At 69.7% G+C, this 26528-nt stretch carries 30 protein-coding genes; 11 read left to right on the top strand and 19 right to left on the bottom strand.

Going from position 1 to position 26528, the window contains the following annotated elements:
* The first annotated feature begins 140 nt into the window (after positions 1–140).
* The 4 genes from rlmD (at position 141) to E0L17_RS10200 (ending at position 3531) form a co-directional block, all read left to right on the top strand.
* The gene (rlmD, locus tag E0L17_RS10215; protein ID WP_167931134.1) at positions 141–1433 is read left to right on the top strand and encodes a 23S rRNA (uracil(1939)-C(5))-methyltransferase RlmD; all 1293 of its coding nucleotides are present in this window, start codon (positions 141–143) and stop codon (positions 1431–1433) included.
* Between the two features lie 191 nt (positions 1434–1624).
* On the top strand, positions 1625–1810 hold the full coding sequence (locus E0L17_RS10210) for a ferredoxin (RefSeq protein WP_075280240.1): 186 nt from the start codon (positions 1625–1627) through the stop codon (positions 1808–1810).
* A gap of 139 nt (positions 1811–1949) precedes the next feature.
* Entirely contained in the window at positions 1950–2582 is a 633-nt protein-coding gene (locus tag E0L17_RS10205; RefSeq protein ID WP_167931128.1) for a Maf family protein, read from the top strand.
* Positions 2575–3531, top strand: coding sequence for a P1 family peptidase (locus E0L17_RS10200; protein ID WP_167931127.1), 957 nt, complete (start codon positions 2575–2577; stop codon positions 3529–3531). Before E0L17_RS10205 ends, E0L17_RS10200 begins: the two co-directional genes overlap by 8 nt.
* A gap of 493 nt (positions 3532–4024) precedes the next feature.
* Here the strand turns inward: E0L17_RS10200 and E0L17_RS10195 are convergent, their stop codons facing one another.
* The gene (locus E0L17_RS10195) at positions 4025–5059 is read right to left on the bottom strand and encodes a glycosyltransferase family 2 protein (RefSeq protein WP_167931126.1); all 1035 of its coding nucleotides are present in this window, start codon (positions 5057–5059) and stop codon (positions 4025–4027) included.
* Positions 5060–5148: 89 nt separating this feature from the next.
* The gene (glf, locus tag E0L17_RS10190) at positions 5149–6351 is read right to left on the bottom strand and encodes a UDP-galactopyranose mutase (RefSeq protein WP_167931125.1); all 1203 of its coding nucleotides are present in this window, start codon (positions 6349–6351) and stop codon (positions 5149–5151) included.
* Between the two features lie 200 nt (positions 6352–6551).
* On the opposite strand from glf, the gene pta reads away from it, so the two are divergent.
* Positions 6552–7538, top strand: coding sequence for a phosphate acetyltransferase (gene pta, locus E0L17_RS10185; protein ID WP_167931124.1), 987 nt, complete (start codon positions 6552–6554; stop codon positions 7536–7538).
* A 104-nt stretch (positions 7539–7642) separates the two neighbouring features.
* On the opposite strand, the gene E0L17_RS10180 is transcribed toward pta, so the two are convergent.
* From E0L17_RS10180 to pckA, 3 genes are all read right to left on the bottom strand, one after another.
* Entirely contained in the window at positions 7643–8128 is a 486-nt protein-coding gene (locus E0L17_RS10180) for a type II toxin-antitoxin system VapC family toxin (RefSeq protein WP_286163448.1), read from the bottom strand.
* Positions 8118–8435: a FitA-like ribbon-helix-helix domain-containing protein gene (locus tag E0L17_RS10175; RefSeq protein ID WP_167931122.1), complete on the bottom strand. Its 318-nt coding sequence runs from the start codon at positions 8433–8435 to the stop codon at positions 8118–8120. Before E0L17_RS10175 ends, E0L17_RS10180 begins: the two co-directional genes overlap by 11 nt.
* A gap of 132 nt (positions 8436–8567) precedes the next feature.
* Positions 8568–10172 (bottom strand): phosphoenolpyruvate carboxykinase (ATP), encoded by a 1605-nt coding sequence (gene pckA / locus E0L17_RS10170; protein WP_167931121.1) that lies wholly within the window; start codon positions 10170–10172, stop codon positions 8568–8570.
* 207 nt (positions 10173–10379) lie between these two features.
* Here pckA and E0L17_RS10165 point away from each other — a divergent pair, with 207 nt between their 5' ends.
* Complete coding sequence (locus tag E0L17_RS10165) at positions 10380–11264, top strand: aldose 1-epimerase family protein (RefSeq protein WP_167931120.1); 885 nt, start codon at positions 10380–10382, stop codon at positions 11262–11264.
* Positions 11264–11755, top strand: coding sequence for a GNAT family N-acetyltransferase (locus tag E0L17_RS10160; protein ID WP_167931119.1), 492 nt, complete (start codon positions 11264–11266; stop codon positions 11753–11755). Before E0L17_RS10165 ends, E0L17_RS10160 begins: the two co-directional genes overlap by 1 nt.
* A gap of 275 nt (positions 11756–12030) precedes the next feature.
* Here the strand turns inward: E0L17_RS10160 and E0L17_RS10155 are convergent, their stop codons facing one another.
* The 11 genes from E0L17_RS10155 to rnd all read right to left on the bottom strand — a co-directional run bounded on the left by E0L17_RS10155 (position 12031) and on the right by rnd (position 21656).
* Complete coding sequence (locus E0L17_RS10155; protein ID WP_167931118.1) at positions 12031–12771, bottom strand: gamma-glutamyl-gamma-aminobutyrate hydrolase family protein; 741 nt, start codon at positions 12769–12771, stop codon at positions 12031–12033.
* A gap of 2 nt (positions 12772–12773) precedes the next feature.
* The gene (locus E0L17_RS10150) at positions 12774–13538 is read right to left on the bottom strand and encodes an amino acid ABC transporter ATP-binding protein (RefSeq protein ID WP_206109120.1); all 765 of its coding nucleotides are present in this window, start codon (positions 13536–13538) and stop codon (positions 12774–12776) included.
* Between the two features lie 15 nt (positions 13539–13553).
* On the bottom strand, positions 13554–14387 hold the full coding sequence (locus E0L17_RS10145) for an amino acid ABC transporter permease (RefSeq protein WP_167931117.1): 834 nt from the start codon (positions 14385–14387) through the stop codon (positions 13554–13556).
* Positions 14384–15043, bottom strand: coding sequence for an amino acid ABC transporter permease (locus E0L17_RS10140; protein WP_167931116.1), 660 nt, complete (start codon positions 15041–15043; stop codon positions 14384–14386). Before E0L17_RS10140 ends, E0L17_RS10145 begins: the two co-directional genes overlap by 4 nt.
* 49 nt (positions 15044–15092) lie before the next feature.
* Entirely contained in the window at positions 15093–16064 is a 972-nt protein-coding gene (locus E0L17_RS10135; protein ID WP_167931115.1) for a glutamate ABC transporter substrate-binding protein, read from the bottom strand.
* A 385-nt stretch (positions 16065–16449) separates the two neighbouring features.
* Positions 16450–17619 carry an acetate/propionate family kinase gene (locus E0L17_RS10130; protein ID WP_167931114.1) on the bottom strand — a complete coding sequence of 390 codons (1170 nt, stop codon included), beginning with the start codon at positions 17617–17619 and terminating at the stop codon, positions 16450–16452.
* A gap of 99 nt (positions 17620–17718) precedes the next feature.
* The gene (locus E0L17_RS10125; protein ID WP_167931113.1) at positions 17719–18063 is read right to left on the bottom strand and encodes a histidine triad nucleotide-binding protein; all 345 of its coding nucleotides are present in this window, start codon (positions 18061–18063) and stop codon (positions 17719–17721) included.
* Positions 18064–18088: 25 nt separating this feature from the next.
* On the bottom strand, positions 18089–18361 hold the full coding sequence (xseB, locus tag E0L17_RS10120) for an exodeoxyribonuclease VII small subunit (RefSeq protein ID WP_075280254.1): 273 nt from the start codon (positions 18359–18361) through the stop codon (positions 18089–18091).
* A gap of 30 nt (positions 18362–18391) precedes the next feature.
* Entirely contained in the window at positions 18392–19738 is a 1347-nt protein-coding gene (gene xseA, locus E0L17_RS10115) for an exodeoxyribonuclease VII large subunit (protein ID WP_167931112.1), read from the bottom strand.
* Entirely contained in the window at positions 19738–20439 is a 702-nt protein-coding gene (locus E0L17_RS10110) for a zinc metallopeptidase (protein ID WP_167931111.1), read from the bottom strand. Before E0L17_RS10110 ends, xseA begins: the two co-directional genes overlap by 1 nt.
* Before the next feature lie 86 nt (positions 20440–20525).
* A complete protein-coding gene (gene rnd / locus E0L17_RS10105) occupies positions 20526–21656 on the bottom strand; it encodes a ribonuclease D (RefSeq protein WP_167931110.1) in 1131 nt (376 codons plus the stop codon).
* Between the two features lie 117 nt (positions 21657–21773).
* On the opposite strand from rnd, the gene E0L17_RS10100 reads away from it, so the two are divergent.
* Positions 21774–22748: a diacylglycerol/lipid kinase family protein gene (locus E0L17_RS10100; protein ID WP_167931109.1), complete on the top strand. Its 975-nt coding sequence runs from the start codon at positions 21774–21776 to the stop codon at positions 22746–22748.
* Between the two features lie 18 nt (positions 22749–22766).
* Here E0L17_RS10100 and E0L17_RS10095 read toward each other — a convergent pair whose 3' ends face one another.
* The 3 genes from E0L17_RS10095 to E0L17_RS10085 are packed head-to-tail and all read right to left on the bottom strand — an operon-like array spanning position 22767 to position 24849.
* Entirely contained in the window at positions 22767–23084 is a 318-nt protein-coding gene (locus E0L17_RS10095) for an AzlD domain-containing protein (protein ID WP_206109119.1), read from the bottom strand.
* Entirely contained in the window at positions 23081–23776 is a 696-nt protein-coding gene (locus E0L17_RS10090; RefSeq protein WP_206109118.1) for an AzlC family ABC transporter permease, read from the bottom strand. Before E0L17_RS10090 ends, E0L17_RS10095 begins: the two co-directional genes overlap by 4 nt.
* Positions 23777–23787: 11 nt before the next feature.
* Positions 23788–24849, bottom strand: coding sequence for a Gfo/Idh/MocA family protein (locus E0L17_RS10085; protein WP_167931108.1), 1062 nt, complete (start codon positions 24847–24849; stop codon positions 23788–23790).
* A 136-nt stretch (positions 24850–24985) separates the two neighbouring features.
* Here E0L17_RS10085 and E0L17_RS10080 point away from each other — a divergent pair, with 136 nt between their 5' ends.
* The 3 genes from E0L17_RS10080 to E0L17_RS10070 all read left to right on the top strand — a co-directional run bounded on the left by E0L17_RS10080 (position 24986) and on the right by E0L17_RS10070 (position 26518).
* On the top strand, positions 24986–25702 hold the full coding sequence (locus E0L17_RS10080; RefSeq protein ID WP_167931107.1) for an acyl-[acyl-carrier-protein] thioesterase: 717 nt from the start codon (positions 24986–24988) through the stop codon (positions 25700–25702).
* An 8-nt stretch (positions 25703–25710) separates the two neighbouring features.
* Positions 25711–26142: a (deoxy)nucleoside triphosphate pyrophosphohydrolase gene (locus E0L17_RS10075; RefSeq protein WP_167931106.1), complete on the top strand. Its 432-nt coding sequence runs from the start codon at positions 25711–25713 to the stop codon at positions 26140–26142.
* Between the two features lie 61 nt (positions 26143–26203).
* Positions 26204–26518, top strand: a complete 315-nt coding sequence (locus E0L17_RS10070) for a hypothetical protein (protein ID WP_167931105.1) — start codon at positions 26204–26206, stop codon at positions 26516–26518.
* Positions 26519–26528 lie beyond the last annotated feature (10 nt).

Genomic DNA, 26528 nt, shown 5'->3' with positions numbered 1-26528 from the left:
GAGAATGTGTATAAGAGACAGGCCCCGGCGCGGCGCAAGGGCCGCGTCGGCCGCGCGCTGTCCCTCTTCGGCCAGGCCTTCGGCACCCTCTTCGGCGGAGGTGACGAGTGAGCGAGGAGCTCGAGCTCGTCTGCGAGCGCATGACCTATGGCCCGGACGCCGTCGCCCATGACGGCGGCGGGCGGGCCGTCTTCGTCTCCGGGGCGGTCGCGGGCGACCGCGTCCGCGCCGTGGTGGACCGCGAGGAGGACCGCTGGGCCCATGCCCGCGCGACCGAGGTCTTGGAGGCCTCCCCCGACCGCGTCACGCCCGCATGCCCGTACGCGGGCGCCTGCGGGGGCTGCCCGTGGGCGGCGCTCTCGCGCGACGCGCAGGCTGCGGCCAAGCGCGCCTGCGTCGTCGACGCGCTCTCGCGCGTGGGGCGCATGGGCGACGCGCGCGCCGAGGAGCTCGTCGCCCCGCTCGAGTCCGCGGGCGACCCCTGGGGGTATCGCAACAAGGTCGAGCTCGCCGTCTCCCGGGATCGCGGTCGCGTCGCGCTCGGAATGCACGCCGCGTGCGGCGAGGGGGTCGTGCGGGTCAAGGGCTGCATGCTGCTCGACAAGGCGCACGCCGGTGCCGTCAAGTCCGTCGCCGGCGCGCTCTCCTACCTCTCCAACAGCCATGGGCTCGACCTCGAGCGCGTGGGCATCCGCGTCTCGCGGCGCACGCGCGACGTCGAGGTCGCCCTCTGGGACCGTCCCGGGGCCTTCCCACGCGCCCAGGCGGCAAAGGTGCTCGAGGACGCCCTCAGGCCCACCTCCGTGGTGCGCGTCATGCAGAAGGGCCCCGCCAAGGCGCGCCGCATCGCGGGCGTGGAGTGCCTCTCCGGCGCCGGCTCGTGGGGGGAGCTCGTCGGGGACGAGCGCATGCGCGTCTCCGCCCCGTCCTTCTTCCAGGTGAACACGCGCGGCGCCGAGCGGCTCGTCGAGCTCGTCATGGCCGCCCTCGACCCGCGTGATGACGAGGAGGCCATGGACCTCTACTGCGGCGCCGGCACCTTCACGCTCCCGCTCGCCCGGAGGGCCGGCTTCGTCTCCGCCGTGGAGTCCTACGGGCCGGCGGTACGCGACCTGCGGCGCAACCTCGAGACCGCGGGGCTGGACAACGTCGACCCGATCGGGGGGGACGCGGGCAGGGAGTTCCCGGACACGGATGCCGACGTGATCGTGGTCGACCCTCCTCGCGCGGGCCTCTCCGCGGACGTGGTGCGCCGGCTCTCCGAGCAGCCCGCCCGGGCCATAGCCTACGTCTCCTGCGACCCGGCGACCCTGGCTCGCGACCTCGCGCGCTTTGGCGAGGCCGGGACCTTCTCGCCCGTTCGCGTGACGCCGGTGGACCTCTTCCCCCAGACGTATCACGTGGAGACGGTGACGCTGCTCGAGCGCACGTGAGGCGCGCCCGGCAAGCGGCATGACGCGGCTGCTTAACACTACCTATCTGGTAGGAATAAAGCGCAGCTCATGACCGTTAGCCGTCATTTCTGCCCCCGGACGACAAACAGTTGCGCGCGCGGCGCGAAACGTGTAAAAACAGAATGAACCTGGGCGAGGGGCCCAGGCCCAGGCTAGAGAGAGGAATCAACATGAAGGCTACGGTCAACGAGGATTGCATCGGCTGCGGGCTCTGCGAGGGCACCTGCCCCGACGTCTTCTCCATCTCTGACGACGGCGTCGCCGTCGCCATCGAGGAGGACGTCCCCGAGGACGCCGAGGACGCCGCCCAGGAGGCTGCTGACAACTGCCCCGTCTCCGCCATCGTCGTGGAGTAGGCAGCTGCGTCAGGCGCTGCCGGCGGGGGCCCTCGGGCCCCCGCTTTTTTGTTTTACGGCCCCTTCCGCGTTTGCTCGTGCAAACGCGAGGGCGGCCCTACAATGGGACACGCAACGTGACACGGACAGGAGGTCGTGCGTGATACTCGCCTCACAATCCCCGCGCCGCCGCGAGCTGCTGGCGGACGCGGGCTTCGAGCTCACCATCATCCCCGCCCAGATCGACGAGTCCCGCCTGCCGGACGAGACCCCCGTCGAGCTGGTGGGCCGGCTCGCCGCCGAGAAGGCCGAGGCGGTCCGGGCGAGCCTGGGAGCGGGGGGTCGGGACGACCTGCTCGTCGCGGCGGACACCATCGTGTGGATGGGCGACGAGGCCCTGGGGAAGCCCTCGGACGCCTCCGACGCGGCGGCCATGCTACGCGAGCTCTCGGGCCGCACGCACCACGTCTCGACGGGCGTCTGCGCGATGAGGCTCGCCCCGGGCGGAGAGCCCATAGCGGAGACGCGCTTCGTCGAGACGACGGACGTCACGTTCTGGGAGCTCACCGAGGATGAGGTCGCAGCCTACGTCGCCACGGGCGAGCCGCTCGACAAGGCGGGCGCCTACGGCATCCAGGGGGCCGGGCGAATGCTCGTGAGACGGGTCGACGGGGACTACCCCAACGTCGTCGGGCTGCCCGTCGCCCGCCTGGTGCGCGAGCTCGGCAGGCTCATGTCAGACGGGGCGGACCCCGTCGCGGAATCCATCAGGTTGGGAGGGCCCCATGCCTAGCATCACGCAGATCCCGGGCGTCTTCGCCGCCCACGCAACCAACGAGGCGGCAGGGACCGGGTGCACCGTCATCGTCTGCCCGAAGGGCGCCACGGGTGGCATCGACGTGCGCGGCGGGGCCCCCGCAACGCGCGAGACGGACCTCCTCCGCCCCGAGGAGACCGTCGACGTGCTCCATGCCGTCGTGCTCTCCGGGGGAAGCGCATTCGGGCTTGCGGCGGCATGCGGCGTCGCGGACGAGCTCGAGCGACGCGGAATCGGGCTCGACGTGGGGGTGGCGCGCGTGCCCATCGTGTCCGGGGCGTGCCTGTTCGACCTCGCCTGCGGGGACTCGAGCGTGCGGCCCACATCCGATGACGGGCGTGCCGCATGCGTTCGCGCCCTCGACTGCCCCGGAGCCCCACTCGCACGCGGCAACGTCGGGGCCGGAGCCGGGTGCACCGTCGGAAAGCTCGCCGGGCCCGACCGCGCCATGAAGGGCGGCCTCGGGGAGGACGTCGAGCGTGCGGGCGAGCTCGTCTGCGGCGCCGTTTCCGCCGTCAACGCCTGCGGCGACGTTCGCGACCCCGACTCGGGGGAGACGATCGCCGGGATGCGCGGGGAGACGGGCGGGCTGGCGAGGACCCTCGACGTTCTTCTCGGCGGCTCGGCGAGCATGCCGCTCGAGCGGACCAACACCACGATCTCCTGCGTGGTCACCAATGCCCGGCTCACCAAGGCACAGGCCACCAAGGTCGCCCAGATGGCGGCCGACGCCTACGCCCACGCCATCTCCCCCACCCACACGACCAACGACGGCGACACCGTCTTCGTCATGGCCACGGGCGCGGTGGAGGCACCCGTGGACGTGGTGGGCTCGCTCGCCACGCGCGCGCTCGGGCGCGCCATCGCCGACGGCGCGCGCCAGGCCGAGACCGCCTACGGCTACCCCGCCGCCCGCGACCTCTAGGCGCGCCCTCGCACCGCCTTCCGACCCCGGCGCTCCGCTCCCCCGCCCGGGCGCCGCATGCCGTCGTGCTCATTTCTGGATTTGAGTACGGGCTCGCGCTCAGTTCCGCATCTGAGCGCCACGTCAGGCCCCGCTTACGCTCAGTTCCGCATCTGAGTGCCGAACCGGCAGCGCCGCCGCGCTCAATTCCGGATTTGAGCGCGGGCCGATGCTCAGTTCCGGATTTGAGTACGGGCCCGCACTCAGTTCGGCATCTGAGTACGAGCTGATGCGCAATTCCGCATCTGAGCGCCGCAAAGGAGCCGCAGCGTGTCCGGCTTCGCAAGAGCCTGGACCGGCGCCGCAAACCCGCCCAAGACACCACACGGCAAAATGCCGCTGCGACGTGAGGCGGCATCGGCCGACGCCCGAACGCCCGCCCTTCTCGCCCGGCGGCTTCTGCGAAGCACCGATCTGGGGAGAAGGGCGGGCGTTTGGCCAGGCGACGGAGAGCCTAGTTGAACTTCACGAGCTTCTGGGCCGCCTTGTAACCGGCGAGCGTGAGCGAGCGGCCCACGGTGCCGGGGAGGTTGGTCGCCATGCCCACGATGCCGTGGCGCGCGCGGCGGTACATGCGCTTGTCGTAGGCCTTGAGCTCGTCCCAAAGCGACTGCAGCGCGTCCATGGCGTCCTCGCGGTCGCTCTTCTTGGAGAAGACGGAGCAGATGGCCATGATGATCGTGAAGTAATTCATCATGTAGCTGCGCAGCTTCGCCGAGGAGATGTCGTCGTAGACGTGATAGGCGTGCATCATGATGCGGGCGACGCGCCAGTAGTGGTCCACGCGGCTCGTGAGCACCTTGTCGTTCACGGACTGGTCCTCGCGCCCGATGAAGTAGCGATAGACGTCGGCGTCGAGGTAGTAGATGCTGCGGCACTTGGGGAACGGCACGTAGGCGTAGATGTTGTCCACGTAGAAGGTGTGCGGCGGCATCTGGAGGTTGGCCTCGCGCAGGGTGTCAACGCGGTAGGTGAGCGCGTGCATGAGCAGGTACTGCCACATCATGAAGTGGCCCATGTCGTTCCAGGTGAAGACCTTCCCGCGCGGCAGCACGTGATGGTAGTCAACGACGTTCTGCGTGTCGTCCTCGACGTGCTCGTAGACGTAGTTGGTGATCACGAGGTCGACGTGGTCGCCGAGGCTGATGAAGCGACGGAGCTGCTCGAGCAGGGCCATGACGGCCTCCCCGTCGACCCAGTCGTCGGAGTCGATGTTCTTGAAGTAGACGCCGTCGGCGTTGGCGACGGCCTTCATGACGGCGACGCCGTGGCCGCCGTTCTCCTGGTGGACCGCCTTGATGAGGGACGGGTAGCGCGCCGCCCACTCGTCGGCCTTCGCGGGGGTCTCGTCCTTGGTCGACCCGTCATCGACGATGACGATCTGGACGTCCTCGGCATACCCCGTGCCCTCGAGGATCGACTCGATGCAGTGGTCCATGTACGCGGCCGAGTTGTAGCAGGGGATGCCAAAGGTGATGGTCTTGTTCATCGGGGCCCTTCGGGTCATGGGAGGCGGGCCCTTTTCGGCCCGCCGCAGGTACATCACGGGAGCGGGCCCCGAGGGGCCCGCCATCCGCGCTAGCTGTGCTGGGAGACCAGCTCGTCGGAGAGCTCGAGCGCCGACGCCACGACGCCGTCCATGTCGTAGTAGCGGTACTCGGCGAGCCTGCCCACGCAGTGGAAGTTCACCACGCCGGCGACGCGCTCGCGATAGCGGCGATAGAGCTCGCGGTTGGCGTCCTCGAGGATGGCGTAGTAGGGGGTCTCCCCCGAGCCGGGCGTGTACGCCTTGGAGTACTCCTTCATGATGGTGGTCTTGCCGGGCAGGACCTGGCCGGTCATGTTCTTGAACTCGGTGATGCGGGTGAAGTCCTCGCTCGTGGTGTAGTTGACGGTGCCGACGGGCTGGAACTGGTCCTGGTCGAGCGTCTCGAAGACCATGTCGAGCGTGCGGTACGGCAGCGCGCCGAGGTCGAGGTCGAAGAGCTCGTCGAGCGGGCCGGTGTAGATGACCTCGCCGCCATAGGGCTTGCCGCACACGGAGACGCTCATGTCGGACACCTTGAGGATGTCGCGGGCGTCGACGCCGAGGAAGACCGAGATGAGGTCATGCTCGAGCATGTGCTCGAAGAGCACGGTGTAGCCCTCCGCCGGCATGCCCTGGAAGGGGGCGCCCGGGAAGTAGCGGTCGTCGTCGCCCACGAAGACGGGGACGCGCCCGGTGATGGACGGGTCGATCTGGTCGGGCGTCTGGCCCCACTGCTTCATCGTGTAGTAGAGGAAGACATTCTCGAAGACGTAGTCGGCGACCTCGACGAGCTCGGGGTCGTTCTTCTCGCGAAGCTCCATGATGGGGACCTTCTTGTTCTCGCCGAAGGTCGCAACGAGCTTCTGGTAGAGCCGCTCGCCCTTCTCCTCGCCGAAGGCGAGCTTGAGGGAGCGGTGGTTGAAGGGGACCGGCATGAGTGTGCCGTGGATGTTGGCGAGCACCTTGTGCTGGTAGTCGGTCCACTCGGTGAAGCGCGAGAGGAACTGGTTCACGCGCTCGCTCATGGTGTGGTAGATGTGCGGGCCGTACTTGTGCACGAGGACGCCCGCCTCGTCGTAGTAGTCGTACGCGTTGCCGGCGATGTGGTCGCGACGCTCGAGGATGGCGACCTTGAAGCCGCAGGACTCAGCGAGGCGGCGCGCACACACGGCGCCGGCGTATCCCGCGCCGACGACGATGGCGTCATAGCTGTCCGGATTGAACCCAGCGGGCAGACCGTTTTCGATACCCATACACGTCCTCTCAGCCGTCAGATACTCGCGTGCCGCCGCTGCGGCGGGGCGAGCGCGCTCCGCTCGCCCAATCGTGCGATAGATTCTAGCACCTCGTCCCTATAATGGTCTCGTGCCCGCGCCCTCCCCGCCGATTCTCACACAATCGAGGGGCGAGCGCGCTAGAATGTGAGCGTTTCGCGGCTATCGAAGGGAAGAACATGAGCGACTTTCTCACACGGATGAAGACCGCCGCCAAGGCGGACAAGAAGACCATCGTCCTGCCCGAGGGCGAGGACCCGCGCACCCTCGAGGCGGCCCGCAAGATCGTCGAGGAGGGCCTCGCCGACCTCGTCATCCTGGGCGACCCCGCGACGATCGACGTCGAGGGCGTGACCGTCATCGACCCGAAGAGCCCCACCGCCCCCAAGCACGAGGCCTACGCCCAGAAGTTCGCCGAGCTGCGCGCCAAGAAGGGCGTGACCATCGAGCAGGCCCGCGCGCAGATGATGGACGCCACCTACTACGGCACGATGATGGTCAAGATGGGCGACGCCGACGGCCTGGTCTCCGGCGCCTGCCACTCCACCGCCAACACGCTTCGCCCGGCCCTGCAGATTCTGAAGACGGCCCCGGGCACCAAGCTCGTCTCCGCCTTCATGGTCATGTGCACCAAGACCCCCGAGTTCGGCGCTGACGGCACGCTCGTCTTCGCCGACTGCGGCCTCAACATCGACCCGACCTCCGACGAGCTCTCCGAGATCGCCATCGCCTCCGCGAACTCCTTCAAGACCTTCATGGGCGACGTCGAGCCCAAGGTGGCCATGCTCTCCTACTCCACGATGGGATCGGCCGGCGGCGACACTGCCAAGAAGGTCCAGGAGGCCACGGCCTTCGCCAAGGAGAAGGCGCCCGAGCTCGCCGTTGACGGCGACCTGCAGCTCGACGCCGCCATCGTGCCCTCCGTGGCCCAGCTCAAGGCCCCCGAGAGCACCGTAGCCGGCCACGCCAACGTGCTCGTCTTCCCCAACCTCGAGACCGGCAACATCGGCTACAAGCTCGTGCAGCGCTTCGGCCAGGCGGACGCCTACGGCCCCATCCTGCAGGGCATCGCCAAGCCGGTGAACGACCTGTCCCGCGGCTGCTCCGCCGACGACATCGTGGGCGTCGTCGCCATCACCGCCGTCCAGGCGCAGATGGCCGAGTAGCGCTCGCGGCGCACGGCGATAAGGACCGGCGATAAGGACCGGCGAGAAGAACGTGGGGCCCGGCGGCTGATGCCTCCGGGCCCCTTTCCGTGCCGATTCGGGCCTCAGCCCCGCCCCAGCAGCTCGTCGCGCGCGTACGCCCGGCCGGGCCCCTCCTCGAGGTCCGCGCGGATGGTCCAGGGCTCTCCGCCCCCAAGGCGCTCCCCGTACGCGCAGCTCACGCCGTTCTCGAGCGCGAGCTTGACGAGACGCCGGTCAATGGTGAGAAGCGTTCCGCCCGTCCTTCTTGCCAGCACGAGGTAGAACATGTCATAGCTCGAATGGCGCAGGCGGACCGACTCGGAAAGCACCTCTGGGCAGAGGTCTTCCATGGGAACGAACTCGTCAACCAGTCGAAGCGCCCGCGCCAGATTATCCTGCATGTCACCCGCGGCCATCTTGCCGCCGCGAACGTGCTTCTGGAAGACATGGATAATCTCTGCGATATAGAGCTGCGGCGCGAGCGCTCGCTCCCCCTCATACATCAGCTGCTCAAACTTCTTTCCCTCAGGCCAGCCGAGGGAAAGCGCGCATCCGGCGCTAGCATCCAAGATGAGCAAGGCGCTCCTCCCTCCCGTCGCGGATTATCTCCACGACGCTCGGAAAGTCGTCGGGCATCTCCACCTTGGGAAGCGCGCGTATCTCGGCGAAGAGCGCCTCGCGCCTTGCGATGCGCGCCTGACGCTCCTCTTCCTCCGTGAGCGCACGCTCGCGCGCGGCGCCCCCCGGAACCAGCCGCAGGTGCTCCTCGATGGCGACGGTCGCCTCCTGGGCGAGGCTCCGGTGCTCGCGCTCCGCGCGCCACTTGAGCGCGTCGTAGGTCCCCTGCGGGAGGTCCCTGATCTGCAGTGCGGGCATCTCAGCTCCTTTCATCATGTGATATGCATGCATAGTACATCATCCACACGACGAAAAAGGCGCCGCCCACCCCGGACGGGACGGGCGGCGCCATCTCGGTCCCAGGCGGGACCGACGCGCATCGAAGGGGGGCTACTTCCCCATGATGGGCTTGGGGCCGGCGGCGCGGACCTCGGGCGCCATCGTGGTGAGGCGCTTCTCGGCGTTGTCGACGAACATCTGGGCGAGCTTCTCGGCCATCTCGTCGTAGGCCGCGCGGTCCTCCCAGGTGTTGCGGGCGTTGAGGAGCTCGGAGGGCACCCCCGGGCAGGTGGTGGGCACGTCGAGGTTGAAGCGCTCGTCGTGGACGAACTCGCAGTCGTCGATGATGCCGGACTGGGCGGCCTCGACCATCTTGCGGGTGTAGGCGAGCTTCATGCGCTTGCCGGTGCCGTAGGGGCCGCCGGTCCAGCCGGTGTTGATGAGGTAGACGCGCACGCCGCCCTTATCGATCTTCTCGCCGAGCATCTGGGCGTAGACGTTGGGGTCGAGCGGCATGAACGGCTCGCCGAAGAGCGAGGAGAACGTGGGCTGGGGCTCCTTGATGCCGCGCTCGGTGCCGGCGACCTTGGAGGTGAAGCCGGTCATGAAGTGGTACATGGCCGCGTTGCGGTCGAGCTTGGCGATCGGGGGCAGCACGCCGAAGGCGTCGGCGGTGAGGAAGATCACGACGTCGGGGGTGCGCTTGGCGCGGCCCTTCTTGACGGCGCCGGGGACGAACTCGACCGGGTAGGCCACGCGGCCGTTCTCGGTGAGGGAGGTGTCGAAGTAGTCGGCCTCGCGGGTGTCGGGGTCGATGACGACGTTCTCGCACATGGAGCCGAAGCGGATGGCGTTCCAGATCTGCGGCTCGGTCTCGGGCGTGATGTCGATGGTCTTGGCGTAGCAGCCGCCCTCGATGTTGAACACCTTGTCCTCGGCCCAGCCGTGCTCGTCGTCGCCGATGAGCAGGCGGTCGTCGGCCGCGGAGAGGGTGGTCTTGCCGGTGCCGGAGAGGCCGAAGAAGACCGTGGTGCCGTGGGAGCGCGGGTTCATGTTGCAGGAGCAGTGCATGGTGAGCACGTTGTCCTCGACGGGCAGCAGGTAGTTCATGACCGAGAAAATCGACTTCTTGATCTCGCCGGAGTACTGGGTGCCCACGACGAGGATCGTGCGCTCCTGGAAGTTGATGAGGACCGCGGCCTCGGAGTGGGTGCCGTAGACCTCGGGGTCGAGCTTGAGCGTGGGGGCGGCCATCACGACGAAGTCCGCCTCGCCGAAGTCGCGCAGCTCGCTCTGCGTGGGGCGCACGAGCATCTGGTGCACGAAGAGCGCCTGGCTCGCGAGCTCGCAGATGGCGCAGATCTTGCGGGAGTAGCGGCGGTCGGCGCCGGCGAGGCCGTGCACCACGAAGAGGCGGCGCTCGGAGAGGTGGCCGATGACCTCGGCCTTGATCTTGTTGTAGTTCTCGACGGAGAACGGCACGTTGACGCTGCCCCACGCGATCTTGTCGTGCACGTCGGGCGTGTCGACGATGAAGCGGTCCTTGGGCGAGCGGCCCGTGTACTGGCCGGTGATGACGGAGAGCGAGCCGGTTCCCGTGAGCTCGCCCTCGCCGCGCTCGACCGCGGTCTCGATGAGGACGGCGGGAGACGCGTCGATGACGGTCTTCTCCTCCGTGTGCGCGATGCCGTATCGCAGAAGCTCCTCGATGATCATGCGTACCTCCTTGGAAAAAGCGGTCCCCGACCGCCCCTTTGACGCAACGGCGCGGCCATCCGCCCGGAACGCGGATGGGCTCAGCAGGTGCTATTATGCCACATCACCCCGCTAGCGGCGCCAACCGCCCCATTCGGCAAGATTCGCGCAACAATTCAGTCAGGAACGGATAAGGTTTTGAGAGATAGGGAACGAAGGGAGAAGAACATGGGCGCCATCACCACCATCTCTGACGGCCACGTCACCGCGAGCGTCGACGCGACGGGGGCCCAGCTCATGAGCCTGCGCACGGACGCGGGAGAGTACCTCTGGCAGGGCGACGAGCGGTTCTGGCCGCGCCGCGCCCCCGTGCTCTTCCCCATCGTCGGCTGCCTGCGCGACAACCGCGCGACGAGCGCCCAGGGCGAGGTCCGCCTCCAGCGCCACGGCATCGCCCGCCTCTACGACCACGCCGTCGTCGCCCAGACCCCGTCGAGCGTGACCTACGAGCTCGCCTCCACCGACGAGACGCGCGCGGCCTATCCCTTCGACTTCCGCCTCAACATGACCTACGCCGTCAAGGACGGGACGCTCTCCCAGACCTTCGCGGTCACCAACGCCGGCGACGTGCCCCTACCCTTCACGCTGGGCGGCCACCCCGCCTTCAACGTCCCCGCCCCCGGATGCGAGGGCGAGTCCTTCTCCGACTACGAGCTCGTGTTCCCCGAGGCCTGGACCGCCGAGGTCCCCACGATCGACGCCGCCGGACTGCACGACTTCTCCAAGACGCACGAGCTCTTCCGCGACTCCGACCGCCTGCGGCTCTCCCACGACCTCATAGCGAGGCTCCTGACCCTGGTCTTCGTCGAGGTCCCGGGGCGCGGCGTGAGGCTCGTCGGCCCCTCCGGGCACGGCGTCGAGGTCTCCTTCGACGGCTTCGACTACCTCGGCGTGTGGACCTCCTCGCCCGAGGCGCCGTTCGTCGCCATCGAGCCCTGGGTCGGCTGCGCGACGGCCTACGACGAGTCCGACGTCTTCGAGAAGAAGCGCGGCACCATCACGCTCGAGCCCGGGCAGTCGTGCGAGAAGACCTTCTCCATGAGGCCCTTCTAGTGACGGGCGCCATCCGACGTGCGACCGAGGGGGACCTCGGCGCGGTGATGGGCGTCTATGACGCCGCGCGCGCCTTCATGCGCTCGACAGGGAACCTCACCCAGTGGGTCGGGGGCTATCCCTCCCGCGCGCACGCCGAGCGCGACCTCGCGGGCGGCTGGCTCTGGGTGCTCGACGAGGGCAGGGGGGCCGTCGCCTGCATGAGCGTGCTTCCCGGGCCCGACCGCACCTATGCCGCGATCGCCGGCGAGCCCTGGCTGAACGACGATCCCTACTGGGTCATGCACCGGCTCGCCTGCGCCGAGCAGGGACGAGGCCTCGGCTCGCACATGCTCTCGTGGCTCTGCGAGCGCCACGACAACGTCCGCGCGGACACCCACGAGGACAACGTCCCCATGCAGCGCGCCCTCGAGAGGCGCGGCTTCGTGCGGCGCGGCACCATCATCTGCGACGACGGCACGCCGAGGATCGCCTACCACTTCGTTCGATAGCGCGGGCGCGAGTCCGCGCAACCCACCTGCGCCGTCCGGCAATCCGTGCGTAGCGGCATTCCGGTCGGCGCGTTCTTATCGCGTCGGGCCCCGCCGGGACACAACGGGCATGCGCGTGAGCGCAGTGTCGCCGAGCATGCCCCGGCGCACGAAACGAGTACTCCTTGGCTTAAATCCGTGCGCAGCGACATGCTCGGCGAATCCGTGCGCAGGGGCGTTCTCGCGGCATGCGAGACGCCGCGAGAACGCCGGGCGATAAGGACCGTCGAGAGGGCCTAGCGGCAGGCCTCCACGAACGAGCGCCAGAGCGCGAAGTCCGTCGACAGGGTCCGCCAGGTGTACTCGGGGTGCCACTGCACGCCCACGCAGAAGCGCCTGCCCGGGACCTCGATGCCCTCCGGGACGCCGTCGGTCGCGCGAGCCACGAGCCTCACGCCCTCGCCCAGCCGCTCGACGCAGCAGTGGTGGGCGGAGTTGACCTGGGCGTGCGTGACGCCGCCGAGGGCGCGCGACAGCAGCGACCCCTCCTCGACGTCGACGGGGTGGCAGACGCCGTTCAGGATGCCGGCATGGCGCCACTGGGCCATGCCCTCGGGCGCCCCGAGGCTCGGCACGTCCATGCAGAGCGTCCCGCCGAGCGCGACGTTCAGGAGCTGCGTGCCCCGGCAGGTCGTGAGCAGCGGCAGGTCCGCCGCGAGGGCACGCCGGACGAGCGGGAACTCGAACGCGTCGCGCTGCTCGCAGAGCAGGGCCGGGTCGTAGTCCATGTCGCTCCCCCACCGGCGCGGGTTGACGTCGGGGCCGCCGGGCACGGCGACGCCGTCGGCGAGCTCGAGGTACGAGTCGATGACCCCCTCGTCGTCCGTGAGCGACATGACGAGCGGGAGGCCCCCTGCGGCGAGGATGGCGTCGACGAAGCAGTCGGCGATGGCCTCCTGGGGGGCGATGCGCTCCGACCCCGCGACGGACTCGGGGACCCATCGGGGCGCAACGAGCACGACCGGTCTTCTCGCCATGCCTAGTGCCCCTTGATCGAGTCGAGGAAGTCACGGGCGCGCTGGGTCCTGGGATGGTCGAAGAACTCGTCGGGCGAGCCCTCCTCCACGATCTGGCCGTCCGCCATGAAGACCACGCGGTCGGCGACGCGGCGGGCGAAGCTCATCTCGTGCGTCACCACGACCATCGTCATGCCACCGCGCGCGAGCTCGACCATGACGTCGAGGACCTCGTTGATCATCTCGGGGTCGAGCGCGCTCGTGGGCTCGTCGAACATCATGGCCTTGGGGCGCATCGCGAGCGAGCGCGCGATGGCCGCGCGCTGCTGCTGGCCGCCCGAGAGCTGCGCGGGCACCTTGTGCGCCTGCTCGCCGACGCCCACGCGCTCGAGGAGCTCCATCGCGTACCTCTCGGCCTCCTCCTTGCCCTGTCCCAGGACCTCGCGCGGACCGAGCGTCACGTTGTCGAGGATCGTCATGTGGGCGAAGAGGTTGAACTGCTGGAAGACCATGCCGAGCTCCGCGCGCATGCGCGCGAGCTCGCGCCCCTCCTGCGGGAGCGGCTCTCCCTCGATGAGTATCTCGCCGGAGTCGATCGTCTCGAGCCGGTTGATGGTGCGGCACAGGGTCGACTTGCCGGAGCCGGAGGGCCCGATCACGACGAGCACCTCGCCCCTGGCCACGGTCAGGCTCACGTCGCGCAGGACATGGAGGTCTCCGTAGTGCTTGTCCACATGGCGAAGCTCTATCACCGGCACGTTCTTCTCGGCAGCGCTGTCTTGGCTCATGATGCTTGTCCGTTCCTAGCGAATGATCTTGACGCCCGTGCGACGGGCAACGTACACGGACGCCTTGTTGATGGCGAAGTTGATGAGGACGTAGATGACGGCGACGACCAGGTACATGGAGAGCAGCGCGTCGTAGTTGGTGATGAGCACGCGCGCGTTCTGCATGAGGTCGGGATAGCTCACCACGTATGCCACCGTCGTGTCCTTGACCACGACGACGAGCTGGGCGATGAGCGAGGGGATGACGTAGCGGACCGCCTGGGGCAGCACGATCTTCCGCATGGTCTTGGCCGGGCTGAGCCCGATCGAGAGGGCCGCCTCCACCTGGCCCTTGGGCACGGCGTTCACGCCCGCGCGAAAGACCTCGGCGAGCACGCCCGAGGCGGCGAGCGCCACCGGGAGCGTGAGCATCCAGAAGGCGGGCATCTGGATGCCGTACTGCGGGACCACGAGGAAGAAGAAGTAGATCAGAAGCAGGCTCGGCACGCCGCGGAAGAAGTCCGTGACCACGCGACAGAGGGCCGCAAGCGGGGCGATGCCGCTCGTGTGGCCGAGCATGAGCGCAAGGCCCAGGACGAGCGCTATGGCACCCGCCGTGAGCGCGACCTCGACGGTGCCCACGAAGCCCTGCAGCAGGAACCGCCACGTGGGCCACTCGAGCAGGAACGACCAGTAGCGCGGCGCGAGCTGTCCCGTCACGTAGAACTGGCGGACCACAAGAGCCGCGAGCAGGGCGAGAAGGACGGCGGAGACCGCGGTGCCGATTGCGATGCGGCGCCTGGCGCGCGGACCGGGCGCCTCGTAGAGCGCGGCGCGCACGCTCGGAGCGGTCTTGGTGCGCGTGCTCATCGGAGTATCCTCACCCTCTTGTCGATGCGGTTGCCCACGAACGAGATCGCGAACGCCGTGAGCACGTAGCCGAGCGCCGAGATCAGGAAGGCGAGGATGCCGCCCGTCGCGCGCGTGTTGACGTAGGAGACCACGCCGGTGAGCTCCTGGGGGGAGAGCGGCACCTGGGAGCCGAGCGCGGTCGTGAGCATGACGGCGATGAGGAGGTTCGTCATGGGCAGCACCGTGGTCCGCAGCGCCTGCGGGATCACGATGTGGCGCAGGATCTGCGTGAACGTGAGCCCGACGGAGCGCGCGGCCTCGATCTGGCCGACGCCGATCGTGTTGATGCCGCTCATGAAGTTCTCCGAGCCGAAGGCCGAGCCGAGCAGCACCACGGTCACGATGACGCAGGTCCGCCAGTCGAGGACCACGCGCAGCTGCGGCAGGGCGTAGGCGATGAGGATGAGCAGCGCCACGCCGGGGATGTTGCGGAACACCTGGACGTAGAGCTCGCCGAGCCCGCGGAGGGGCGCGACGGGGCTCACCCGCGCGACCGTCACGAGCACGGCGAGCACCATGACGAAGATGAACGAGACCGCCGTCATCGACCACGTGGCGAGAAGCCCGTCCAGGTAGTTCTGGCCATATGTCCCAAGAAGCTCAGTGAGCCCCATCACACCTCCTCATATGCCTAAAAGGGGACTGTCCCCTTTTTGGTCATTTCTACGCGCCGATGGCGGGCGGCTCCGGGGCCGCGTCGATGCCCGCGCGGTCGCCGATGCAGATCTGCCAGAGCTGCTCCCATACGCCGTCGTCCTCGACCTGCTTGAGCCAGGCGTTGACGAACTCGACGCCGTCAGAGTCGAGCGGCAGTCCGATGCCGTACGGGTCGACGGGACCGAAGGGGTCGCCGGCAAGGCGATAGCGGCCGGGGTTGCGCGTCATCGAGCCCATCTGCATCGCCGTGTCGATCACGTAGGCGTCGACGCGACCCTGGGAGAGCGCCGTGCGGGCCTCCTCGTCGGTCTTGAACTCCTGGACGTTGGCCTCGGGCGCGTACTCCTCCAGGATGCTCGGGCCCGTGGAGCCGGACTGGGCGGCGACGTTCTTGCCCGCGAGGTCCTCGACGGAGTTGATGTCGTCGTTGTCCGCCATCACGAGGATGGACTGCTGGGTGCTGTAGTAGGGGCCGGCGAAGGAGATGATCTCCTTGCGGGCGTCGGTGATGGAGTAGGTTGCAAAGACGACGTCGACCTGGTCGTTCTGGAGGACCGACTCACGCGTGTCGGAGGTGACCTGGGTGATCTCCTGCTTGGACTCGTCGCCGAGGATGTAGCGCGTGAGCAGCTGGGACAGACCGGCGTCGAAGCCGCGCGTCTTGCCGTCCTGCTCGTTCAGGGACGAGAAGAGCAGCGACGTCTGGACGCCGCCGACGCGCAGGGTGCCGGCGTCGCGGACCTTCGTCGCCCACTCGGAGGCGGCGATGTCCTCGTCAGTGGCGACGGCGCCCTCCGCGAGCAGCGCGTCGTACGCCTCGGCGTCGAGCTTCGCCTCCTCAGCCTGCTCGTCGGCGGAGCCGCCGGACGGGGCGGGGGCCTCCCCCGAGTCGCAGGCCGCGAGTCCAAGGGTGGCAAGCGCCGCGGCGCCGAGGCCGAGTGCCTGGCGGCGGCTCATCATCAGGTGATTGAGGGCCATGGTGTATTCCTTTCGGGACGTAGGCCGTTCATAATCCCAAATTGTACCCTCCCGACTAGGATTTCAGACACCACGCCACGCCCTGAAATGCAACGATAACCTGTGACCGCGACGGGCGTGCGCCGGGGCATGCCCGGCAGCCACGGGAGCCTCACCGCGAGGCAAGCTCTCGGCACCCGAGCATGCCGTGGCGCACGGTCTCGCCGAGCATGCCCCCGCGCACGGAATCGGGCCCGTTCTACGCGTATCCGTGCACAGGGGCATGCTCGGCGGACTTCCGAACGCCGCAAAGCCCCGCTGCCCAAACCCCGCCGCGCGAACAGAAGAAGGGCCCGACCAGGCGGCCGGGCCCTTCGTGGCGCGTTCTGGGGCACGCCGGGCGTGATTAGCCCAGCAGCTCCTCGACGTCGAGGGCGATCATGTACTCCTCGTTGGTGGGAACCACCATGACGGTGATCGCGGAGTCGGGCGTGGAGATCACGCGGGGCTCGTCGGAGCGGATCGCGTTCTTCTCGTCGTCGATCTTGACGCCCATCCAGGCGAGGCGGTTCGCGACGCCGGCGCGCATCTCGGGCGCGTTCTCGCCGATGCCGGCGGTGAAGGCCATGGTGTCCACGCCCTCCATGGAGGCCGCCATCTCGGCGAAGAGCTGGGCCGTGCGGTAGTAGAACATGTCGAGCGCCATCTGGCACTTCTCGTCGCCGTTGGCGGCGCCGGCCTCGATGTCACGGGAGTCGGAGGAGACCTCGGAGACGGCGAGCAGGCCGGACTTCTTGTTCATCATCGTGTCGATCTCGTCGATCGAGTAGCCGCCGACGCGGTTGAGGTAGAAGACCGTGGCGGGGTCGAGCGTGCCGCAGCGGGTGCCCATGATGAGGCCGTCGAGCGGGGTGAGGCCCATGGTGGTGTCCATGCACTTGCCGTCCTCGATGGCGCACAGGGACGCGCCGGAGCCGAGGTGGCAGCTCACGAGCTTGTGGGTCTTGTCGCCCATGACCTGGTTGACGGTGCGCCAGATGAAGCGGTGGCTCGTGCCGTGGGCGCCGTACTTGCGGACGTGGTACTTGTCCACCACGTCGCGCGGCAGGGCGTAGCGCCAGGCGCGCTCGGGCATGTGATAGTGGAACGCGGTGTCCGGGACGATGACGTTACCGAGCTCCGGGAACATGTCGCGGCAGATCTCGATGACGTCGGCCTCGGCGTAGTTGTGAAGCGGCGCGAGCGGGGCGACCTCGCGGACCTGGGCGAGCGTCTCGTCGGTCACGACGGCGGACTCGGGGAAGTACCAGCCGCCCTGGACCACGCGGTGGCCGATGCCGCCGATCGGCTTGTCCACGGTCTTGAGGATGTCGAAGACGTACTTGATGGCCGTCTTGTGGTCGGGAAGCGCGACCTCGAGCTTCTGCTTCTCGCCGCCCATCTCCTCGTGGCCGACGAACGAGCCGTCGATGCCGATGCGCTCGCAGTTGCCCTTCGCGTAGACCTCGCGCGTGTCGACGTCAAGAAGCTGATACTTGAGCGACGAGCTGCCGGCGTTGATGACAAGGACGTTCATGACTCTCCTCTCGCGGGGACTCCCCCACCCTCTTGCTGACGAGTAACACTCCCATGATACGCCCCCGCGGCGGCGCTCAGGGCGTTCCGCGGAACAAAATCACGCGGGAATCAGGCCCTCGCCGAGGGGCTTGCCGCCCAGGACGTGCATGTGGAGGTGCATCACGGTCTGGCCGGCCGCGGCGCCCGTGTTCATGATGCAGCGGAAGCCCGACTCGGCGACGCCGGTCCTCTCGGCGACCGCCTTGACGGCACGCTCCATCGAGGCGAGCGTCTCCGCGGGGACGTCGTCGACGAAGTTCTCGTGATGCGCCTTGGGGACCACGAGCACGTGGACGGGGGCCTGTGGGCTGAGGTCCCTGAACGCGACAACGCGCTCGTCCTCGTATAGGAACTCGCTCGGGATCTCCCCGTTGGCGATCTTGCAGAAGATGCAGTCGGACATGGTGCCTCCCATCGGTTCGCGTGAGCTACTCGTTAATATACGCCGTGCTCGGGGCCGAAGAGGTGTCGGTCACCGGGGCGTTCTCGTCGGTGGCGTCGAGAAGGACGCGTACCTTCTGCTCCGCGCCGGAGAGCCGCTCGCGCAGGCTCCTCAGGAGCTCCACGCCGCGGCCGTAGCGCTCGAGCGACTCCTCGAGCTCGAGGTCACCGGACTCGAGCGCGCGCACGATCTGCTCGAGCTCGACGGAGGCCTCCTTGAACGTCATCTCGTCGATGGGGCGATAGGTTGCATCAGCCATGGTCTCACACCTTTCCGGGCACACGCCCAGCTAGTCGTTGACGGCGGTGACCGTCGCGTCGAAGGAACCCGTGCCGAGAAGGACGCGCACGTCGTCGCCGCGCGAGAGCGAGGAGGCGTCCTTCACCACGTGCCCCGCGCCGTCGCGCGCGATGGCGTAGCCGCGGGCGAGGACGGAGAGCGGCGAGAGCGCGTCGAGCGAGGCGGCGAGCCGCGCGAGCGTCGACTCCGCGGGGCGGAGCAGGCGCGGGGCGAGCTCGAGGAGCCGCGCCGCGGCGCGCTCGGTCGTCTCGCGATCGCGCGCGAGGGCGCGCGGGATGGCATCGTGGAGCCGCTGCTCGGTCTGCATGAGGTCCGCCTCCCGGTCGCGGACCGGGGAGAGCGGGTCGGTGAGGCAGCGCCGGGCGCCCAGAGCCTCCACCGACATGCGCCGGCGGGAGAGCCCGGCGTCCATCGCGCCCGACATGAGGCGCGCGAGCGCGTCCACGCGCTGCGCGCGGAAATCGAGCGCGGCCGACATCGCCCGGCCGAGGCGCACCTGGCGCTGGAGCATCTGGCGCTCCACCTCGTCGATGGCCGGGGCGACGGACTCGGCGGCGGCCGTCGGCGTCGAGGCGCGCCGGTCGGCCACCATGTCGGCGATCGTGGTGTCCGGCTCGTGCCCGATGCCCGTCACCACGGGGACCGGGCACGCCGCGACGGCGCGCGCGACCGTCTCGTCGTTGAAGCACATGAGGTCCTCGAACGAGCCGCCCCCGCGCACGAGCAGGATGGCGTCGGGGCGGGCGGAGGCGGCCGTGGCGAGCGCGCGGACGATGGTCGCCGGCGCCTCGGAGCCCTGGACCGAGCACCCCACGACGTCGATCTCCACGAGGGGGTTGCGCCGCGCGAGCGTGCGCTTGACGTCCTCGATGACGCTTCCGGAGAGGGACGTGACCACGCAGACGCGCGAGCAGAACACCGGGACGCGGCGCTTGCGCTCCTGGGCCATGAGCCCCTCGCGCTCGAGGCGCCGCGCGAGCTCGGCCACCTGCTGGCGGAGCAGCCCCTCGCCCGCCGCCTCGACCCTGCTCGCGACGAAGGAGAGCTTGCCGGAGGCCTTGTAGACGTCGAACTTGCCCGTGAGCTGCACGGTGAGCCCGTCGCGCAGCTGGAAGCCCATCTTCGCCGCGGTGCCGCGCCACACGATGACGCTCATGGCGGCGCCCTCGTCCTTCACCTCGAAGTAGCAGTGCCCCGAGCGGGCGTTGGGGCCCCGGAAGCCCGAGACCTCTCCCGAGACGACGAGGGTCGGCCAGGCGGAGACGGCGCCCTTGGCCAGGGCGACGGCGTCGGACACCGAGATGGGCGCCGAGGAGGCGCGCGCCTCGTCCGACATCACTCCTCCCCCCTTCCGCCGTAGCGGCCGAGAAGGTAGAGCAGCTGCATGATGGAGGTGAGCGCCGCGGCCACGTACGTGAGCGCGGCGGCCGTGAGGACCTTGCGCGCGCCCTCCTCGTCGAGCCCGGCGCCGTTGAGCGAGAGATAGGCGACCGCGCGGCGCGAGGCGTCGATCTCCACGGGAAGCGTGACGAGCTGGAACACGACGGAGACGGCGAAGAGCAGGATGGCGAGCTGGACGAGGTTGAGGGCGTTGAGCATCACGCCGAGCACGAGGACGAGGACCCATCCCTGCTGGGCGATGTTGACCGCCGGGACGAGGGCGGAGCGCAGGCGATAGAGCCCGAAGCCCTGGGCGGCCTGGATGGCGTGGCCCGCCTCGTGGCACGCCACGGCGACCGAGGCCACCGAGGCGCCGCGGTAGTTGTCGTCGGAGAGGTGCAGCCGGTTGTCACGCGGGTCGTAGTGGTCGGTCAGCGAGCCCGCGACGCGCGTGATCCCCACCTCGCCGGCGCCGCCGTCGGCGAGCATGCGCCGCGCGACGTTCGCCCCCGTCCCGCCGACGTTGGCGGGCACCTTCGACCACTTGCTATAGGTGCTCCTGATGTAGGCCTGCGCGATGCCGCCGATGACGAGCGCGACGAGCGCGATGAGGTAGTAGCCCAAATCGATGCCGTAGAAGCCATAGTAGAGGGGCATGTGCGGTCTCCAATCGCTTGACTGAGGACCATTCTACCCGGCCGGGCGGACATTAATGCCTCGCGGGGGCGCCCTTCTCGCCGGTGCTAGAGCAGCTCGATGCGCCCCTCCTTGACGGTGAGGCCGACCTCCCCCGCGAGCAGGCGGTCGAGCGTGCGCCCCGCGAGCTCCCAGCGCCAGGAGCGCGAGAGGCGCGAGCGCTCGCGGTCCGAGACGAAGTCGAGCAGGTCGTCACGGGTGGCGATGAGCTGCGTGGCGACGCCGCTGCGCTCGGAGACGAGCCGCAGGACGGCGTACATGAGGTCGATGACGCTCTCCGTCTCGGCGGACGGGCGGGCGTGGCGCGTGACCTTGGGGCACTCGTCCGCCGGGCACGCGAGCCCCCTCCCGACGGCCGCGACGAGCCTCGCCCCCTCGCGCTCGCCGAGCTGGTCGGTCCCCCGGATGCGCCTCAGGCGCTCGAGCGAGGTCGGCGTGCGCTTGCAGACCTCGACGGCAACCTCGTCGGAGATGACCCACTTGCGGGGGACGTCCCGCCGCGCGGCCACCTCCTCGCGCCACGCGCACACCTCGCGGGCGACGGCAAGCTGCCGGCGCGTCAGCGAGCCCGAGCGACGAAGGCGCAGGAAGGCCTCGCGCGGGTCCCGCCGGACGCGGGCCGGGTCCGCGAGCTCGGCCATCTCCGGCTCGACCCACGAGAGGCGGTCGAGCTCGATGAGGCGCGACATCATCGTCTCGTAGATCCCCGGGAGGTAGCGCACGTCGTCCTCGGCGTACGCGAGCTGCTCGGGGTCGAGCGGGCGGCGCGACCAGTCGGTGAGCGACTCGGCCTTGGGAAGGTGGACGCCGCAGTAGGCGTCCACGAGCGAGCCGTAGCTCACCTGCTGCCGCATGCCGAGGAACGCGGCGGCGACCTGCGTGTCGAAGACCGGGGCGCACGTGCAGCCGAGGCCGTCGAGAAGGACCTCGATGTCCTGGCTGCAGGCGTGGAAGACCTTGGTGACCGACGGGTCCTCCAGGAGCGCCCTCAGCGGGGCGAGGTCGTCTATGAGGATGGGGTCGACGGCGGCTATCTCGTCGCCAGCGGCGACCTGGACGAGGCAGAGCCTGGGGTAGTAGGTCTTCTCGCGCAGGAACTCGGTGTCAACGGCGAGGACCCTGGATGATGAGGCGCGCTCGCAGAAGTCGGCAAGCTCGGAAGGGGTCGATACGTACACGGCGCTCGATTCTGTGTCATGCGAGGTTTGGGTACCATAGGAAGTGCCGTGCGCCCCCCGCGGGCGGCGGCGCGTTCCATGATACCCAATAGCCCCCGCGTCCCGGGGAGGAGACCGATGCGCACCCTCATCATCCACAACCCGAAGTCCGGCTTCGGGTCGGACGCCGTCTTCCAGTTCGAGCGCGCGCTCGTGCGGGCGGGCGACGAATGCGTCCTCAGGGTCCTCGAGGAGGACTTCGAGGCGAGCGAGACCTGCCGCGACGCCGAGCGCTTCGACGTGGTCGTGGCGTCGGGCGGCGACGGCACCGTCGCGGCCCTCCTCCACGCCCTCGCCGGGACGGACGTCCCGGTCTGCGTCTTCCCCTCCGGGACCGCCAACCTGCTCGCCGCCAACATCGGCAACGCCCCCGAGCCCTCGGCGCTCGCCCGGGCCTGCCGCAAGGGGAAGACGGCCACCGTCGACCTCGGGGAGATCTCCTGGGAGGACGAGCGCGGCGCGCGCGGAACGCGCGGCTTCGCCCTCATGTCGGGGACGGGCTTCGACGCGCAGCTCATGCAGGCCGCCCTCCCCAACAAGGCGATCATGGGCCAGGCGGCCTACTTCGCGGCCGCGCTCTCCAACCCCCGCCCGACGGTCGAGCGCTTCCGCATCACCGTGGACGGCGAAGTGCGCGAGCGCGAGGGGATCACCTGCCTCGTCGCCAACAACGCCATGATCCAGGGGGACATCGAGCTCATCCCCGACTGCCGGATGGACGACGGCCTGCTCGACGTGATCGTGGCGGAGACCTCCGACGCCGCCCAGCTCCTGAAGCCCCTCGCCTTCGGGCTCATGGACCGCACCGGGAAGGTGATGGGCCGCCCGCACCTCGAGAGCTTCCGCGGGAGGGAGATTCGCGTCGAGGTCGACCGTCCCGTCGCGCTCGAGGTCGACGGCGACGTGATTCCGGGCCTCGTGACCTCCTACGACGCGCGCGTGCTCCCCGGCGCGGCGCGCATCGTCGTCGACGCGATGGGGCCCTACGCGAGCGGGGACGACGGCCCGAGCCGCTTCGGCGGCTCCGACGTCATCGCCTACCCCGACGCGTAGCGCCGTCGAAGGGCGGCCCTAGCCCAGGCCGAGGGCGGCGAGCGCCGCGTAGGCGACCATGCCGGTGACCGCACACCAGATGAGCGAGCCCGTCCTTCTCGCCACGAGCGCGACGACGGCCGCCGCGAGCAGCGGCGCCGCCCGGAGCGGGGCGGTCGGGTCGAAGAGGTCGTTTGCCACGAGCGCCGCGAACGCGGCGGGCGGGATGAGCGCGAGCGCCTCCGCGGCGCGCGGCGAGAGCGGCCGCCCCTTCAGCGCGAGGAGCGGGAGGCAGCGGCAGGCGAGCATCACGACGAGCACGCACCCGTAGAAGACGAGGAAGTCCGAGCCGCTCACCGCACGCCCCTCCCCCGCGCGCAGGCGTCGGCGGCGAGCCCGGCAGCGACGCCCGCGATCGCCCCGAAGAAGACGGAGAGCGACCCCGCCCCGAGAAGCTTGAGCGCCACGACGGCCGCCGCCGCGACGAGGGCCGCGGCAGCCGTGCGCGGGGCCCATCGCTGCCCCACGAGCAGGCAGACGAAGATGGACGTCATGGCGAACGACATGACGGCGACGGGGATGGCGAGCGCCGGCCCCACGGCGGCGCCGAGCGCGTTCGCGGCGGCCCAGGACAGCATGCTCATCAGGTTGACGAGCGTCGCCCGCGCAGGCGTCCACGCGTCGTCGGAGACGAAGCGCTCGAGGTTGACGCCGAAGCTCTCGTCGGTCACGGTGGCGGCGAAGAGCGCGGCGAGGGGCCGCGGGGCGGACGAGACGTGCGGGGCGAGCGCGGCGGCGTAGAGGGTCTGCCGGGCGCTCAGAAGCGAGACGCTCGCCACCATCGCGGCGACGGGGGTCCCCGCCAGCGCGAGCGACGACATCATGAACTGCCCCGCTCCCGAGTAGAAGGTCGCCGAGACCGCGAATGCCCAGAGGGGCGAGACGCCGACCTCCGCCTCCATGACGCCGCAGGGGATGCCGATGGTGAGGTAGCCCAGCATGACGGGGAGCGCCGCGCTCGCGGCGGCGCGCAGGTCGGAGCGGCCCATCCGGGAGGGCCTCAGCGGAGGTCCGCGGGGAAGCGCACGCCGGCCTGGCGGCGGACCTCGTCCATCACGGCGAGCGACTCGAGCGTCACGCGCTCGAAGCGCTCCCGCGCCGCGAGCGCCGCCGCGTCGCCGCGAGCCGCGGCCACGAAGTCGGCGAGCTCGCAGACCATGTCGTTCTCGGGCACCTCGACCTCGACGGGTGCCATCTCGGCCTGCTCGACGCGGAAGACCTGGCCCGAGGCGGCGCACTCGTGGAGCCACAGGCGCTCGGGCCCGGAGGTGGGCTCCCAGACGAGCGTGCCGCGCTCGCCCTCGACCTGGGAGGGCAGCATGCCGTCGCTCGCCTTCCCGTACGAGAGACTCACGACCTTGTCCGCGTACCCGAGGATGACCTCCCCCGCGAGGTCGATCGTCGAGCAGGGGTCCCCCTCGGGGCGGCCTGGGGCCGGGGCCGTGACGGAGAGCGCGCGCACCTCGTCGGGCCGCCCGAAGAGCGCGATCGCGGGCTCGACGCAGTAGACGCCGATGTCCATGAGGGCGCCCGCCGAGAGCGCGGGGTCGAAGATGTTGACGCGCTCGCCGGCGAGCAGGCGCGGCATGCGCGATGAGACCTTCGAGAAGCGCAGGGACGCGAGCCGCACGGGGCCGAGCCCCTCGGAGACGATGCGCTCTATGACGCCGAAGCTGGGGGTGTGGAGGTTGCGCGTCGCCTCGAGCGCCACCACGCCGGCGGAGCGGGCGGCGTCGAAGACCTCGCGGGCCTCGCGCTCGTTCGACGCGAGCGACTTCTCGACGAGCACGTGCTTGCCCCCGGCGATGAGCCTGAGCGCCTGTCCCGCGTGCAGCGCGTTGGGGCTCGCGACATAGACGGCGTCGACCTCGGCGCTTTCGGCGAGCGCGTCAAGGTCGTCGAAGAAGAGGCGCGCGCCGCGCGGCCCGCCGAAGGAGCGGGCACGGTCGAGGTCGCGCGAGTACGAGCCGACGAGCGCGGCGCCGTCGTACGCGGCGAGCGCGTCGCAGAAGCGCGCGCAGATGCCGCTCGTCCCTATCGTTGCAATGCGGAGGTCGCCCACGTCGCTCCCCTTCCGTCGCGCGTCCCGCGGTACGCAGACGATTGTACACTCCGGCCGCGCGCCCGGGTTTCTCGCGCCCCGTGCCGCCCGAGGACTGCTAAGGTCTTGTCTCGGACACAGGACAAGGAGGGCACAGATGTACTCGTTCGAGGGTCGCGTCCGCTACAGCGAGTGCGACGACACGGGGCGCCTCTCGCTCGTCTCGCTCATGAACTACTTCCAGGACTGCTCGACCTTCCAGTCCGAGAGCCTGGGGCTCGGGATCACGCGCCTCGCCGAGGAGCGCCTCGCGTGGGTGCTCGCCCTCTGGAGGATCGAGATCGACGAGCTCCCGCCCTTCGGAGCCCCGGTCGAGGTCTCCACATGGTGCTACGAGATGACGCGCGCCCACGCCAGGAGGAACTTCGAGCTGCGCTCCGCGGACGGCCGCTCGCTCGCGCGGGCCGACTCGCAGTGGCTCGTGTTCGACGTCGATCGCGGGCGCGCGACGCGCGTCCCCGCCGACCAGCTCGTCTACGCCTCGCCCGAGCGCCCGCTCGAGATGGGGCCGCTCGACCGGCGTCTCCGCGTCGAGGGCGAGGGCACGCCCTGCGCGCCGATCGTCGTGGGCGCGCGCAGCATCGACACCAACCATCACGTCAACAACGCCCAGTACGTGCTCTTTGCCGAGGACGCCCTCGTCGGGCTCGGCAGGCGCGTCCGCCCGAGGGCGCTCTCGGTGCTCTACCGCGCGCAGGCGCACCTCGGGGACGTCGTCACGCCCGTTGCCCACGAGCGCGCCGACGGCTGGGACGTTGACCTCACCGACGAGGCGGGCGCGAGCTACGCGCTCGTCAGGTTCCAGGAACGCTAGGAGGACCGATGGACGACAAGAACGTTGTGCGCGTCGCGGCGGGCATCATCCACCGCGACGGCCGAATCCTCGCCGCGCACCGCTCGGACGGGGCGCTGCCCGGGGGCTGGGAGCTCCCCGGCGGCAAGATCGAGCCGGGCGAGAGCGCGGTCGAGGCGCTCAAGCGCGAGGTCGAGGAGGAGCTCGGCTGCCCGGTGCGCGCGGCGTGGCCCTACGACACCGTGGAGTACGACTACCCGGACTTCCACCTCTCGATGGACTGCCTCGTCTGCACGCTCGAGGAGGGCTCGGAGCCGGTCGTTGCCGACGCGTCCCACGACGAGCTGCGCTGGCTCGCGCGCGGCGAGCTGCTCGACGTCGAGTGGCTCCCCGCCGACGTGGCGCTCGCGGGCTCGCTTACGTACTACTGGGACGAGGCCCTCTCTGACCAGATGCTCTGACGCCAGGTCGAGGCTGCCCGCAAGGGCTGCTATGATGGGGCGATACGACGAGAGGAGCACCGTGAACGAACACACCGACGAGACGGGGCTCGTGCCCGAGACGCCCGTCATCGAGAGCGCGAGCGGGACCACGGACCCCCGCAACTCCGAGTCCGGCCCAACCGCCTACGTCGTGTTCGGCGTGGTCGTCGGCCTGCTCGTCCTTCTCGCCATGAGCGTCTCGAGCTGCACCGCGGCCCTGGGCTCCATCGCGGGCAGCTCGTACCTGTGGGAGGACGAGGGGTACGGCGACGCCTGGGACGAGGGCTACGGGACCGAGTGGCCCTGGGCCGAGGAGGACTACGGCGTGACCCTCGAGAGCCCCTACGACGCCTAGCGGACGGCCG

It is taken from the genome of Olsenella sp. SW781 (genome assembly GCF_012027725.1).
Classification (GTDB): domain Bacteria; phylum Actinomycetota; class Coriobacteriia; order Coriobacteriales; family Atopobiaceae; genus Thermophilibacter.
Note: the sequence above shows the minus strand (reverse complement) of the source record. Positions and strands in the feature narration are given on the sequence as shown.

Excerpts from the sequence above, each read along its gene's own strand:
- rlmD (WP_167931134.1), top strand. The coding sequence starts at position 141 with ATGACCTATGGCCCGGACGCCGTCGCCCATGACGGCGGCGGGCGGGCC.
- E0L17_RS10210 (WP_075280240.1), top strand. The coding sequence starts at position 1,625 with ATGAAGGCTACGGTCAACGAGGATTGCATCGGCTGCGGGCTCTGCGAG.
- E0L17_RS10200 (WP_167931127.1), top strand. The coding sequence starts at position 2,575 with ATGCCTAGCATCACGCAGATCCCGGGCGTCTTCGCCGCCCACGCAACC.
- E0L17_RS10195 (WP_167931126.1), bottom strand. The coding sequence starts at position 5,059 with ATGAACAAGACCATCACCTTTGGCATCCCCTGCTACAACTCGGCCGCG.
- glf (WP_167931125.1), bottom strand. The coding sequence starts at position 6,351 with ATGGGTATCGAAAACGGTCTGCCCGCTGGGTTCAATCCGGACAGCTAT.
- pta (WP_167931124.1), top strand. The coding sequence starts at position 6,552 with ATGAGCGACTTTCTCACACGGATGAAGACCGCCGCCAAGGCGGACAAG.
- E0L17_RS10175 (WP_167931122.1), bottom strand. The coding sequence starts at position 8,435 with ATGCCCGCACTGCAGATCAGGGACCTCCCGCAGGGGACCTACGACGCG.
- pckA (WP_167931121.1), bottom strand. The coding sequence starts at position 10,172 with ATGATCATCGAGGAGCTTCTGCGATACGGCATCGCGCACACGGAGGAG.
- E0L17_RS10165 (WP_167931120.1), top strand. The coding sequence starts at position 10,380 with ATGGGCGCCATCACCACCATCTCTGACGGCCACGTCACCGCGAGCGTC.
- E0L17_RS10155 (WP_167931118.1), bottom strand. The coding sequence starts at position 12,771 with ATGGCGAGAAGACCGGTCGTGCTCGTTGCGCCCCGATGGGTCCCCGAG.
- E0L17_RS10150 (WP_206109120.1), bottom strand. The coding sequence starts at position 13,538 with ATGAGCCAAGACAGCGCTGCCGAGAAGAACGTGCCGGTGATAGAGCTT.
- E0L17_RS10145 (WP_167931117.1), bottom strand. The coding sequence starts at position 14,387 with ATGAGCACGCGCACCAAGACCGCTCCGAGCGTGCGCGCCGCGCTCTAC.
- E0L17_RS10140 (WP_167931116.1), bottom strand. The coding sequence starts at position 15,043 with ATGGGGCTCACTGAGCTTCTTGGGACATATGGCCAGAACTACCTGGAC.
- E0L17_RS10135 (WP_167931115.1), bottom strand. The coding sequence starts at position 16,064 with ATGGCCCTCAATCACCTGATGATGAGCCGCCGCCAGGCACTCGGCCTC.
- E0L17_RS10130 (WP_167931114.1), bottom strand. The coding sequence starts at position 17,619 with ATGAACGTCCTTGTCATCAACGCCGGCAGCTCGTCGCTCAAGTATCAG.
- E0L17_RS10125 (WP_167931113.1), bottom strand. The coding sequence starts at position 18,063 with ATGTCCGACTGCATCTTCTGCAAGATCGCCAACGGGGAGATCCCGAGC.
- xseB (WP_075280254.1), bottom strand. The coding sequence starts at position 18,361 with ATGGCTGATGCAACCTATCGCCCCATCGACGAGATGACGTTCAAGGAG.
- xseA (WP_167931112.1), bottom strand. The coding sequence starts at position 19,738 with ATGTCGGACGAGGCGCGCGCCTCCTCGGCGCCCATCTCGGTGTCCGAC.
- E0L17_RS10110 (WP_167931111.1), bottom strand. The coding sequence starts at position 20,439 with ATGCCCCTCTACTATGGCTTCTACGGCATCGATTTGGGCTACTACCTC.
- E0L17_RS10100 (WP_167931109.1), top strand. The coding sequence starts at position 21,774 with ATGCGCACCCTCATCATCCACAACCCGAAGTCCGGCTTCGGGTCGGAC.
- E0L17_RS10090 (WP_206109118.1), bottom strand. The coding sequence starts at position 23,776 with ATGGGCCGCTCCGACCTGCGCGCCGCCGCGAGCGCGGCGCTCCCCGTC.
- E0L17_RS10080 (WP_167931107.1), top strand. The coding sequence starts at position 24,986 with ATGTACTCGTTCGAGGGTCGCGTCCGCTACAGCGAGTGCGACGACACG.
- E0L17_RS10075 (WP_167931106.1), top strand. The coding sequence starts at position 25,711 with ATGGACGACAAGAACGTTGTGCGCGTCGCGGCGGGCATCATCCACCGC.